Annotated in this window: 11 protein-coding genes and 1 pseudogene; 1 reads left to right on the top strand and 11 read right to left on the bottom strand. The window is 36.8% G+C overall.

What is annotated here, in order from left to right; translation table 11 throughout:
• Window positions 1-37 precede the first annotated feature (37 nt).
• A complete protein-coding gene (locus AB5Z12_RS14630) occupies window positions 38-2,884 on the top strand; it encodes a TIR domain-containing protein (RefSeq protein WP_173735735.1) in 2,847 nt (948 codons plus the stop codon).
• Window positions 2,885-2,890: 6 nt separating this feature from the next.
• On the opposite strand, the gene AB5Z12_RS14635 is transcribed toward AB5Z12_RS14630, so the two are convergent.
• The 11 genes and pseudogenes from AB5Z12_RS14635 to AB5Z12_RS14685 all read right to left on the bottom strand — a co-directional run bounded on the left by AB5Z12_RS14635 (window position 2,891) and on the right by AB5Z12_RS14685 (window position 11,995).
• Window positions 2,891-3,898, bottom strand: a complete 1,008-nt coding sequence (locus AB5Z12_RS14635) for an ATP-grasp domain-containing protein (protein ID WP_368357331.1) — start codon at window positions 3,896-3,898, stop codon at window positions 2,891-2,893.
• Between the two features lie 27 nt (window positions 3,899-3,925).
• Complete coding sequence (locus AB5Z12_RS14640; RefSeq protein ID WP_148462713.1) at window positions 3,926-4,909, bottom strand: KamA family radical SAM protein; 984 nt, start codon at window positions 4,907-4,909, stop codon at window positions 3,926-3,928.
• 92 nt (window positions 4,910-5,001) lie between these two features.
• Window positions 5,002-5,176: pseudogene (locus tag AB5Z12_RS14645) on the bottom strand (peroxiredoxin); the annotation flags it as partial.
• A gap of 539 nt (window positions 5,177-5,715) precedes the next feature.
• Entirely contained in the window at window positions 5,716-6,036 is a 321-nt protein-coding gene (locus AB5Z12_RS14650; protein ID WP_243880104.1) for a transposase, read from the bottom strand.
• Window positions 6,037-7,158, bottom strand: a complete 1,122-nt coding sequence (locus AB5Z12_RS14655; RefSeq protein ID WP_243880102.1) for an IS110 family transposase — start codon at window positions 7,156-7,158, stop codon at window positions 6,037-6,039.
• Window positions 7,159-7,302: 144 nt separating this feature from the next.
• On the bottom strand, window positions 7,303-8,373 hold the full coding sequence (locus AB5Z12_RS14660; protein WP_148462714.1) for a DUF4179 domain-containing protein: 1,071 nt from the start codon (window positions 8,371-8,373) through the stop codon (window positions 7,303-7,305).
• Window positions 8,363-8,926 (bottom strand): RNA polymerase sigma factor, encoded by a 564-nt coding sequence (locus tag AB5Z12_RS14665; protein ID WP_148462715.1) that lies wholly within the window; start codon window positions 8,924-8,926, stop codon window positions 8,363-8,365. Before AB5Z12_RS14665 ends, AB5Z12_RS14660 begins: the two co-directional genes overlap by 11 nt.
• Window positions 8,927-9,215: 289 nt before the next feature.
• Window positions 9,216-9,497: a hypothetical protein gene (locus AB5Z12_RS14670; protein ID WP_148462716.1), complete on the bottom strand. Its 282-nt coding sequence runs from the start codon at window positions 9,495-9,497 to the stop codon at window positions 9,216-9,218.
• A 24-nt stretch (window positions 9,498-9,521) separates the two neighbouring features.
• Window positions 9,522-9,983, bottom strand: a complete 462-nt coding sequence (locus tag AB5Z12_RS14675; protein ID WP_173735734.1) for a hypothetical protein — start codon at window positions 9,981-9,983, stop codon at window positions 9,522-9,524.
• 221 nt (window positions 9,984-10,204) lie between these two features.
• Window positions 10,205-10,933 carry a class B sortase gene (gene srtB / locus AB5Z12_RS14680; protein WP_173735733.1) on the bottom strand — a complete coding sequence of 243 codons (729 nt, stop codon included), beginning with the start codon at window positions 10,931-10,933 and terminating at the stop codon, window positions 10,205-10,207.
• 66 nt (window positions 10,934-10,999) lie between these two features.
• On the bottom strand, window positions 11,000-11,995 hold the full coding sequence (locus tag AB5Z12_RS14685; RefSeq protein ID WP_330602472.1) for a SpaA isopeptide-forming pilin-related protein: 996 nt from the start codon (window positions 11,993-11,995) through the stop codon (window positions 11,000-11,002).
• Window positions 11,996-12,123 lie beyond the last annotated feature (128 nt).

Below are 12,123 nucleotides of genomic sequence, written 5' to 3' on the forward strand. Positions count from 1 at the left end.
AATTATCCAATATTTTTTGATGTATAAGAGGAACAGCATGAAAAAACAGGATTTTGAATACGAAGTGGCGCTCTCATTTGCGGGAGAACAACGTGATTATGTTGAGAAAGTGTCAAAGGAACTAACACGTCTTAATGTCGGACATTTTTATGACTATAATGAACAGGTTAATCTCTGGGGCAAGAATCTTACCCAGTATCTTGATAGTGTCTATTTTGAAAAAGCAATGTATTTTGTTCCTTTTATTTCAAAAGAATATGTAGAAAAGATATGGACAAGATTAGAAGTCAATTCCGCCCTAGAAAGAAATATGCATGAGTCACGTCCTGATTTTCAGCAGTATATTTTACCGGTACGCTTTGATGATACGAGAGTTCCTGGCATTGTAGGAAGTATTGGACACATTGATGCTAGAAAAATAACCCCTCAGGAAATTGCGCGTATGATATACGAAAAAGTGAAAAACGGGGAAAAAATTGAAAAAAATAATAAAGAGGACGTGGTGCCAGAGCCTTTCTCAATAAATCATTATGATAAAATTAATGAAGACAAACGGAAAATCATGGACAATATTTTCTCTTATCGAACAACGTCACATGCGATTATTGTTTATGGAGAAAAAGGATTAGGAAAGCGAAGCTGTATTCAACGCTTCCTGCATGAAAAGAAAAAGGTTATAAGGGTATCTCCTAATGCTGAAAATCGATTTCAATTAGAACCAGTTATGTCAGCACTTGAATTAGATACAAAGTATCTGTCGCATAATTCGGATTTATGTTTTGAAGATCAGATTAGAAAAGAATTTTTGACCATATGTAAAAAAGAACCGTTGATTATTTATGTTGAACGATTTTATGATCTAGATTCTCAGACTGCCAAATTTCTTTCCGAAACAACGGAAGCATTATTAAATCGCTTTTTGCATTACCAAACGTTTATGATATTCGAGTTAGACATTGAGGAAAATACGAATGTCCTTGTTCCGTTTTATAAATTACCTCCTAATCATACAGACTTTATATGTTTTGATAAACTTTCTGTAGATGATTTAAAAACTTATTTTTTTAATGTCTTAGGCGATATTACAATATCAAATGAAAATCTTGCATATATTTTGAATTCTTCATTCGGAAATATAATGTATTTAAATATAGCAATTAACTATTTAAAAGGGGAACATTATATACGATGCGAAAATGGAAAATGCATATGTGACAAATTGCCTTCCGGTATCTTGGCAGATGTTTTAAAAGAATTTATTCTTCAGCGTTATGACAAACTTGATGATACATTAAAAGAAGTACTTTCAAAATCATCCATTATCGGAAATGTTTTTAATGCGGAATTGCTTTCAAAACCATTTCAGATTATTAATGCGGATGATATGCTACAGAAAATCGAAAAGATATCTCAATTAATTGTTCGCCCAGACGATAAAACTTATTCTTTTGAAACCAATGATGTATATCAGTTAATAAAAAATAGTGTATCACCAGAACAGCAAAAAGAGTGGCATGAGATTTTGGCGAATTATTATAAAAAATTATTGAAAAAGGAGCAGCAGCGTAAAAGGACAAAAACAGTAGAACAAGAAATTGCGGCATTGTATCCGATTGCAAAACATTATAAGTATGCACAAAATTATAACGCTGCGATTATGTTTTATATTGAGTTAATTGCAAAATATGAGCGAATATCTGATTATATACATGAATTAGCAGCAGTTCATGATACGAAGTATATGTTGGAATATGTCGATTTGGATCGTTTGCATTTAGATTCCTTAGAATATGATGTTTTTAAAGCAGAAGCAGACTGCTATAGAAATATGGGTGATTTCCTTAAAGCTTATCAAATCTATGAAGAATGCCTGAGTTATCTGGATACAGACCAATTATCAGACACTGTAGTAGAAGTCCTTTACCAGATGTCTTATTGTCTATATATGAATGGTAAGGTAAAAGAGGCAGTCGCAAAACTAAATCACTTGAAAGAACATTTTGAAAAAAATAGTATCTGCAATCATTGGTATATAAAAGTATTATCGTTATTAGCATCTACTTGCGATTCAACTGGAGATATAAAAAGTCAAGAAAAATATTATGCAACCGCATTAGATTATTACAAAAAAAATCAGTATGAGCAGGAATATTATGTTCTGCTTCGCATGGCGAGCATGGTTTTTGGAGAAGAAATCGCAATTAACATGGAAAAAACGGCAGAAGCATTTTTTAGAAAGCAAAAGTCTACAAGATATCTGGCAGAAGTTCTTCACAACATTGCCACAGACTACTTGTATATAGATGAGTTAGCGAACATTTCTGAGCCGATTAACGAATCCATCGAATTATTTGATTCTTTTGGAAGTATTGCCGTTCATTGTCCGCTGAATACAAAAGGAATATTAAAAATGGTATTGGATAATGATTTTATATCTGCCCTTACTATTTTTGAACAAGCGTTACAATATGAAATGGAACCTTATTCTGAAATTACTATTCGAACAAACATTCTTAATTGTATGAATGTTTTGGGGACGCATGATGAGGCATTAAAGCAACTAAATCGAATCGATCAATTAATTAAGGTACAGGAAGCACAGCACATTCCAGTATATGCGATATATCACAATTTGAACTGGGCATTTTACTATTTTCATATTAAAGAATATGAAAAATGCTTGGAAAAACTCAAAACATGTTCAAATCTGGAATATATAGAACCACGCTTTAGGTATGTATATAAAGTGCTAACGTACAAAGCAAAGAAAGCGATGGGACTAAAAACACGTAACACAGCTGGAAGCGCACCTAAAAAAGTATACAAAAAATGCATAGAAAATGGTTTTTATTTTACAACGCTCCGCTTTTATGAAAGCGTTTAAGACAGATTAGGGGAGTTTAATCCCCTGTCTGTTTTTGTAACGCAGTAAAGCATTGTAAAGTATTTCTTCTAATATTTTCCCAAGATTATATTTACTATATTCACAACATTTGGCAAATCCACTTTCAAAATCTACATTTGGCAGTGGTGTGATTTCTAACAGATAATACTTTCCATCCGAATCCACCCTGTAATCGATTCTGCTATAATCATGGCATTCTAAGAACTGGTGAAGCTTTTTGGCATCCTCTTCCATACTGTTAATAATATCTTCATGTAAAATAGCGGGAATTTTAGTACAGGTATCGGAATATTTATCTTCTGCACTGAAAATTCCTATATTTTTCTTTCCTTTTCGGATAATTTCAACTGTCCCAAGAGATTTCGTTTTTTCGCCGTTATATAAAAGTGCAACCGTAAATTCTCGCCCGTCAATATAGTTCTCACATAACAACGTTTGCTGATATTCCGCACTCAATTTCAAAAAAACTTGTTTTAATTGCTCTTCTGAATTTGCAAGCATAACACCAGAACTACTCCCCTCATAATTGGGTTTTAATATCCAAGGTCCCTTTACTGATTTGATAGCCATTTGGACATCATCCATACAATCAATCTTACAGTACGTAGGTGTTGGAATTTTAAGATATTCCGCTATGATTTTCGTATGTAATTTATTCAAAGTCAGATTTAAGGCATAGGCGTCTGAACCCGAATAAGGGATATCATTTATTTCAAACAGAGATGGCAACCATCCTTCTCTGTTTCTGCTGAGAATACCTTCAGCAGTATTCATAACAATATCAACTTCCGGAAACGTTCCATCCATAAACATTTTATTAATTTTTTGATAGTTTCCTAATAGATATACAACATGTCCACGTTCCTCAAGGAGTTCTTTTATCATCTTAATTTCAAATAGCATACTAAAATCACAGTGAGAAAAACCTTCTGCAGAAATGCTATAATCCTCTTTTACATCGTATGCAATTCCGACACATAATTTTTTTTTCATATTAATCTCCTGCTACTGTACTGTAGTTTATTTTACATTTTTGTAAGAACACTGTCCGTTGCTATTTGAAAAATAAAAGATATCTTCATCAGTTCCACTCATCGAACAGGGTGCCAGTATCATCTTCCCCATTTCTGGTGTGTCCACAACAAATTTGGGGATAGCGAAACCGCTGATTTGATTACATAATTTATTAATGATATCAATACCTTTTTGAATATCAACGATATAATCTTCACAGCCTTTCACCTTGTCACATTGATACAGATAATAAGGCTTTACTTTTATTTGAATTAGTTGTTGAAATAATTTTTTTAAAATATCATAGTCATCATTAATGCCTTTTAATAAGACCGACTGACTTCCAAGCGGAATCCCATTATTTGCCAGCGCCAAGATGGCATCTCTGCTTTCCGACGTTAATTCATCCGGATGATTTATATGTATATTTATATACAGATGATTAAACATTTTTAGAGCCTGAATTAGTTCAGTATTTATTCTTTGAGGAAGCGTGATTGGAATTCTGGTTCCAATTCTCATAATTTTTATGCTGTCTATTTTTTCTAATTCCTGTAATATAGCAACAATTTTGCTGGTATTTAAAATTAAAGGATCCCCACCTGTTACCAGAATATCCTCTATTTCAGAGTGTTCTTTTATATAAGCCAGTATTTTCCCAAAATTATCAAGACTGATTTCTCCACTACGGGTAAGGCGCTGTCTCGTACAAAATTGGCAATAACATGCACATTGATTGGTTGCTATTATAACGGCCTTATTTTTGTATCTATGAATAAGATTCGGAACAGGAGTGTATTTATCTTCACAGAGATAATCGTCTGCAAACTGAAAATTACACTCCGCTGTGGGGGGGATAAACTGTTTTTGAAGAGCCATGCTATGTGTGCTTTTTATTAATTCATCCATATATGGCGTTAAATGGAGTATTCTTCCACTGGCAGATGTATCGTTTGTTACACAGTTTTGCAGTTGTTCTTCCCAAGTCATAGTCCAATCTCCGTTGTTCTGTATTCTAAAATAAAGGATAATTTGGAATTATCCCATAATAATTATAGCAGATATTTCCAGAATTATCCATACTAATAAATATCGTAGCATAAAATTTTCATTCCTTTTTCATTCCTGCAATTTGTCCTTACTATTCTTATAGAAACTTTTACATAATTTTTCTTTCCGGACATCATATGCTTCAATCACTTTATGTTTCGGATCTGATAAGAGAGTAAATGCCAGTCCATATTTTTCTTCAAACCTTCCTATTCTGTCAAGCCTAAATTTATTGATTTTATAAGCTTTGACGATTTTTATTTACCTCAAAAACAGAGCCGGGAGTGATGGATATCGTAGTATCATGTACCGAATAGCTGATAAATGGATATAGTTTTAAAAGCATCCCTTTTGTTTGCTTTATAAAGGCTATTTTCCCTCTGATCAACTATGATGATGAACCTTCCGTGTCTAAAGGGATCATGTCCCAACTTCCTTCGTCCCATCTACCATACACTGAGTGCCAGCCAAGCTCCTAAACAGGATCCATGCCCCATGGTAAACACCGATGCCGGCTACAGCTCTTGTTTTTTTCTGTTCGATTGTTACTGACCTGCATTCATCTATTATGGTACTGATTTACTCAGTGGACGCTATACCATTACAGATTCCTGTTAGTCTTTTGACTGATGTGGTCCGTTTCAGACCTCATCGTTTACGGGTTTCTATTCCAGAACCCTGTCCAGTCTCCAATTCGGATTATTACAGCCTCGACAGAGTTCTGGAAGCATTGACTGTTTTGCTCTTTATGCTGCTTTTGCGGCTAATGCAGCTTTTGGCCGTTTGATGTCCTTTAACATTTTTTGCGGATCATAGTCTCTTCCTGTCTTCAGGATGGTGTATATTACTCTTAATATCTTGCAGGCTATCACTATCAGGGACTGCATCTTTTTCAGCGGGTTGTCAGCCCGTGTTGTGTAATATACATGCAATTCTTTAAATTCTTCGGCATGGGAAACTGCTGATCTTGCCGCCTGGAACAGCCAGTACCGGAGCCGCTTGCGTCCCCTGTGACTGATCTTTGTCTGCCCTTTGTGCTTACCTGAACTGCCTGCTACAAGACTCATTCAGCTTAATTTCTGGATCTCTTTTACATCATCAAATCTGCTGATGTCTCCCATTTCTGCCACAATTCCGGCTAAAATATTTTCACCCACGCCTTTGATCTCCAGGATATTTTCTGTATAAGGTATTTCCATGCATTTTTTATGCAGGGTATTCTCTATCCAGGCAAGCTGTTCATCCAGTTTCATGATTTCTTTCGCAAACCACTTCACTGTCTCACGACCGACACTGGATCCATCTTTCAGTCCTACGTTTTTTTCTGCATACTCCACGATTTCACTGGTTCTGCTATAGCCGCGTCCTCTTAGCTTCGCTTCATGCCAGATGTTCCTCAGACCTTCTGTCCCCAGTTCTGTAATCTCTGATGGAATGCACGGCATTTTCACTACTTCCAATGCGAATGCACCATCGATTTTTCCAAATGCGTCCATGTATTCTGGAAAATAGATTTTAAGCTCCCTGTGAAGACGATTAATATTTCTAATACGGTCTTCTGTAAGCTGATCCCTGAACATCGAAAGTCGTCTCATGTCTGCATAGATTTCTTCCGGGAGATAAGGCATTCCGTAATTCCCATCTTTTACAAGATTCGCAATCAGTTTAGGATCCTTTCTGTCATCCTTGAGCTGGCTGTTGTCTTCGATTTCCTTGCTCTGTTTTACAGCATATGGATTCACCTGGACAACGCTGATTCCAGCCGTGATCAGCCATGCAGCCAGTGTAAACCAGTAGTGGCCAGTCGGTTCAAGCCCCAAGACAATCTGGCTTTTTCTATTCTGTACTGCAAGCTCCAGCATCCATGCTTTAGCTGCTTCAAAGCCTTCTGCTGTGTTACTGAATTCAAATGCTTTTCTGCTTAATTTCCTTCCTCGGATGTCGATTGCTCTTATATAATGAGTTTCACTGCCTATATCGCATCCAACTATAAGCATGTCATCCGTGATAAAGGAAAGTTTATCATTTTTTGCAAATTTACCGTTTGTTTCCAGTTCTCTCCAGGTATACGATTTTAATTCTTTTTCAACACCTTCAATCCGCTTGCAGAGTTCTTCTTTTGATAAAAGATTAACTGCCTGATTTTCTACATTTGCTTGCTTTTTTGTCTTATTTGTTTTAACATTCATTTCAGATACCTCTTGTACTTTAGATTTTTACTAACTGGCCGGTCAGTAATAATCTAAATTTACTTGAGGTATTCTTTTTGGTCAATTCCTTTTACTCTTTAAAGTATACAGGAAGCTCCTTCCCATTCCTACTACATTTCCGATTTAATTTTGTAAATCAACGGTAATACCATCTCCAACTGAAACCGCTAGGTCTTCCGGTGCCTGGTCTTCATCATATACCGTTCCTATTTCTTCTATGTAAGCCTCTTCTGATTCTTTCTGCTCATAGGAAACCATTTTTCCTGTAGTTCCTGAATAGTGATAAAGCTGTAGCGTTAACTGTTTTGCATGATCCGAAATCCCCAAATCCTGTAATTCAAAAATTAGATTCGGTTTATCGTAGGAAGTGAGACTAAAAACATATTCATTTCCTAAATCATCCTTCCCGCGAAGCCAGAATTCATCTTCATTTGTCATATCGGAATATGATCCAGAAATGGTACACCCGAAAATATTATATTTCATTTCTGAAATCAAAAACGTCTGATTCTTCTCAATTGGGATAGACTCTTGAATGTCAATTTCTTTTGTGTCCGCCTGCAGTGCTTCTGGATCTGTTGTGAATGAAAAACTATATACATCCCTTTCCTCAACCTGCTCATTTTGATTTTGGAAAGTTCCTATTTGAATTTCAAACTTCTGGAAATGATCAGCTCTACTTCGATTAAATTTCGCTACAAAGTATTTGGAATTTATTTTTTCTGATCCGCTGCTGTTATCAAGCGAATATTGATTTTCTAACGCTAATGACTTTCCATTAACAGCAGCCTGAACACTGCTCATGGAAATGTCATTTTCGCCATTTACATCCGTCAGGGAATATGCAATCCAAAGACTTTTTGCATCCGCTGCAACTTCCTCTAACGAAACCGCAATCCCATTTTTTTCGATTGTCTTTTGAATTGTTTTCACATATTCATCGGTTTCCTTCTCAATTCCCAAAATCCGGCCAATAAGAGAAGTCATTTTATACCAGGCTGCTTTTACCTCATTCTGATGTGTAAGACCACCACCAATAGCAGCCACTAATATGATACAAGCCGCTGCTACCCGTATGTAGTGCTTGACTCTTACGATTTTATTTTCTTTCCACGGTTTCGCCGCCTGATAAATGTATTTCTCATCTATATCCTCAAATACTGTTAAAAAATCCCAGCCTTTATTATCCCTCATAGCCAGCCTCCTTTAATAAACGATAAAGTTTTTTCCTGTTGCGAGCCAAAACTGACTTGATCTTACTTTCCCCACAAGCATGTCGGTCTGCTATCGCTTTTATGGGATCCATATACCAGTAGCGTCTAATAAAAATATCCCGGTCACGTTCCGAAAGCGTTGATAAAAAGTGGTCAAATAGTTTTACAAGTTCTTTCTTTTTTAAATAGATTTCAATATCAGAAGAAATTGCACTTCCGATTTTTTCCACTTCCCCAGCAATATCTTCCATATGTGAATCCATCCGTTTCTGAGCATTTCTTTTACGATAACGGTCGATTGCTGTATTTCTTGTTATTTTTGAAACAAAGGAAGACAAAATAGATGGTCTTCTCGGAGGAATGCTGTTCCAAGTAAAAAGCCATGTATCATTTACACACTCTTCAGAATCTTCCCTGTTGTATAAAATATTGTGTGCAACTATATAACACATATTTTGATATTTATTTTGAGTCTCTACAATTGCATTTTCATCTCTGGCAAAATATAAGTTAATGATCTGTGCGTCATCCATCCTAAGCTATCCTCCCTTTTTATCTTATATCACGTATTTTATTTCAATTGGTCGCATGAAAAATGTAATTTTTTTATTTTTTTGCAGAAAAAAATATTATTTTGGTTTTATTCATTAGCTCACCTTCCCTATTTCCTTTTCCAGCCACAAACAGTGCATCTTTTATTTCTATATACATGATGTACGGAAACATTTGTTTTAATAACTCTTCTAACAGAACACTTCTGGTTTGTACATTTATACACAGCAGAATATACTTTATAATAACATATCTTGTTTAATATTCCCCTTACTGGTCTATTACTTCTGTCACATAAGCTCCCTGACCATCTACTGCAATAACTTTTTCTTTTCCGTCTTCTGTTTCAATAATCTGCCCTACAGATACCTGATCCTGCGGTCCGCTGGTGCTTAAATCCGGATCTTCGTCAAATGTAGCCATCGGGTACATTACCCTCTCTCTATTTGCATTGAAAAATTCATGCAACTCAACTCCGGAACTAGCTGCCACTGAAGCAGTACCAATCAGCATACACGCTGCCACGCCAATCCAAAATTTTTTCCGTTTCATTTAACTGCTCCTTTCTAATTGCAATTACTTTTTATATCCACAAATACTACAAGTCTTTTTCAACAATGGGTATCTATGCTTACTGCAGCGAACCCATGGGCTATAAGTTTTAATTCCTCTGCGTTGACACTTATTGCATTTATTAGAAATAATCAGCCTTTCTTTATAACAGGTTCCTGCTGTTCCCACTGTTTGAAAATCCGTTTTTTTACCCACAGCTTCTAAATATCTCGCCGGGTGTTCACAGGACGCATTTGTCACGTATGAAGAAATCTCTTCAATCGGTTCTGTTACAAAAGATCCGTCTTCATTTACTCTGACAACTCTTTCCTTTGCGCCAGTTTCTGTTACATAAATGTTTCCACTGGTAATTACTTCCTGCACTTCCTTTTCCGCTCCCATTACAGGAATACCCTGTCCTGTCATATTTCCCATAATTGTAACACTTGTCATAATAATTGCCATCCACTTTTTTAATCCACTCATCCTTTTTACCTCGTTTTCTTAAATTTTCTCCTGTAAATTGTAAGTAAAATTTTTTAGAGTCCTCCCTTCAAAGTTTCTTTATTCTTTTTTCACTATATATCACGTAAAATTTCGGTATCAGTTGCATACCTGCTAAAAATAATTTATTTTTAGTCTTAAAACATAATTTCCGTATTTTCCTGACGATATAAAGTAATTTATGGCATTTTATTTTCCTGGTATTAAAAGACTTCCATACTTATACCCTCACCATTTGTCTCTGACTCTTCGCTTTCCTCTGGCAGCTCACAGAAAAGAACCAGGCGTTTCGAAGAATCGGAACCGCAGGTGGATAATAAAAGCTGCCTGGTTTCAACTGGCTCTCCCAGCCAGAAGGTATCGCTGTTTGCACTTACATATCCGCATTTTATTACCGAATAGATCAAGGTTTGTCCATCCGGCAGATATAGGTACACTTTATTGTGTATTTCTAAATATTGCTCATTTTCGTACTTGTGCAGCCCCTGGAACATGCTGCCATCTTTCATATTATGACCATATAGAATGCTCTTTCGGTTGGAAAAATCCGGACTGTTGTCCTTATCCAGAAAAATGCTTCCGGCTACATGTTCTGTCTTTTTAAAGGTATGCTTTAGATAATATTCGTTGTCTGCTCCCTGCACAACCGGATAATCAATCCCGGTGTCCGGAATTCGGATCCAGGCAATGATCTCCCGGTTTATTTTTTTCAAAGCTTCAAAATCCACGGTAACAGTTTCTTCCTGATTTTCTTCTGTGTCTTCACTATCTGCATTTTCTTTTGGTTCTTCCACGTCAACATATTCCCGCAGGGTGTCATATTCCTCTTCCCCATCCCGGTACATAAGATACGTTCCGATTCCCATGCAGATTCCAAAACCAAGCAGCATCAGGCACACAGCCACGATTCCCATTTCTTTTACTTGCTTCATAATTCCCTCCATTTCCAATTTTTTACACGAAAAAAGGACCGCCACCGAAGTGACAGTCCAGATTTCTTATTCCTTATGGTTTTTCTTTTTGGTGTACCAGAAGATTCCGGCAATTCCGCCCACTGATAAAACAAGAAGAAAGATAGGAAGCCAAATGTTGGTGTCATCTCCTGTTTTCGGAGATTTTACATAACCGCCAGTTGGGATCCGCTCATTAGTAAGTTCTTTGGTGATCTCAATCTCTTTGGTCTTATCATCCTGATAGGTAAATACAACGGATTCCTCTTTTTCGCTTCTCACATAGCCATCCGTCGCTTTGGTCTCAACCAGGATGTACTCGATTTCTTTTTTCATCTTTCCATCTTTATAGGTCGCAATTGGAATGTCTCCGCTTGTGGCTGCGCCCTCTTCATCTGTGACAAGGGTTGCCACAACTTTTCCAGATTTCTTGATCCGAAGCTCAAACTCTGCTCCGGCAAGAGGGGAGCCATCTTCTGCATCGGTTTTCTTAAGAACCAGTTTTCCAACCGGACGGGCATCTTTCATTTCCACCTTCTGGATTTCCCCAGTATCTTTGACCTCAAAAGATACCTCTTCCGCAACCAGGTACCCATCCGGTGCCTGTTCTTCCCGAAGGGTATAGGTTCCAACCGGAAGTTTTTCTACCATATGCGGATCTTTATCAGATACCCAGCTTTCTACTACTTTTCCATCTTTGTCCAGAATGGTCAGCTTCGCACCTGGGACTTCCTTGGAATCTGTCATGTCTGTCTTACTGATTTCTACTTTTGTCACATCATCAAGCATCTGGTGTTTCTGAATCTCAGCAGTATCTTCCACCTTAAACTCGATACTTTCTGCAGTGGTATAGCCATCTGCTGGTTTGGTTTCCACCAGGGTGTAGGTTTCCCCTACTAACAGGCCGCGTATCATATGGGGTTCTTCCGTAGAAATCCATTCTTCCACAACAGTTCCAGTGGAATCCAATACATGTAAGGAAGCGCCCGGAAGCTCTTTTCCATCTGTTAAGTCTGCCTTGGAAAGCTCTACAGAAGTCTGCACATCCTCAAAGGTAAATTCATAAACAGCCTGGGCGGTTTTATCACCCTAATACCAATGCTAGCAATATAGTGTCAACTTAAAATCGTTATGATTCTGCTTATTTAATTTCGCTCCTTGAAAACTAAATA

This window comes from Ruminococcus sp. RTP21358st1_G6_RTP21358_211008 (genome assembly GCF_040908885.1).
Classification (GTDB): Bacteria; Bacillota; Clostridia; order Lachnospirales; family Lachnospiraceae; genus Blautia_A; species Blautia_A faecis.

Excerpts from the sequence above, each read along its gene's own strand:
- AB5Z12_RS14630 (WP_173735735.1), top strand. The coding sequence starts at position 38 with ATGAAAAAACAGGATTTTGAATACGAAGTGGCGCTCTCATTTGCGGGA.
- AB5Z12_RS14635 (WP_368357331.1), bottom strand. The coding sequence starts at position 3,898 with ATGAAAAAAAAATTATGTGTCGGAATTGCATACGATGTAAAAGAGGAT.
- AB5Z12_RS14640 (WP_148462713.1), bottom strand. The coding sequence starts at position 4,909 with ATGACTTGGGAAGAACAACTGCAAAACTGTGTAACAAACGATACATCT.
- AB5Z12_RS14650 (WP_243880104.1), bottom strand. The coding sequence starts at position 6,036 with ATGAGTCTTGTAGCAGGCAGTTCAGGTAAGCACAAAGGGCAGACAAAG.
- AB5Z12_RS14655 (WP_243880102.1), bottom strand. The coding sequence starts at position 7,158 with ATGAATGTTAAAACAAATAAGACAAAAAAGCAAGCAAATGTAGAAAAT.
- AB5Z12_RS14660 (WP_148462714.1), bottom strand. The coding sequence starts at position 8,373 with ATGAGGGATAATAAAGGCTGGGATTTTTTAACAGTATTTGAGGATATA.
- AB5Z12_RS14665 (WP_148462715.1), bottom strand. The coding sequence starts at position 8,926 with ATGGATGACGCACAGATCATTAACTTATATTTTGCCAGAGATGAAAAT.
- AB5Z12_RS14670 (WP_148462716.1), bottom strand. The coding sequence starts at position 9,497 with ATGAAACGGAAAAAATTTTGGATTGGCGTGGCAGCGTGTATGCTGATT.
- AB5Z12_RS14675 (WP_173735734.1), bottom strand. The coding sequence starts at position 9,983 with ATGAGTGGATTAAAAAAGTGGATGGCAATTATTATGACAAGTGTTACA.
- srtB (WP_173735733.1), bottom strand. The coding sequence starts at position 10,933 with ATGAAGCAAGTAAAAGAAATGGGAATCGTGGCTGTGTGCCTGATGCTG.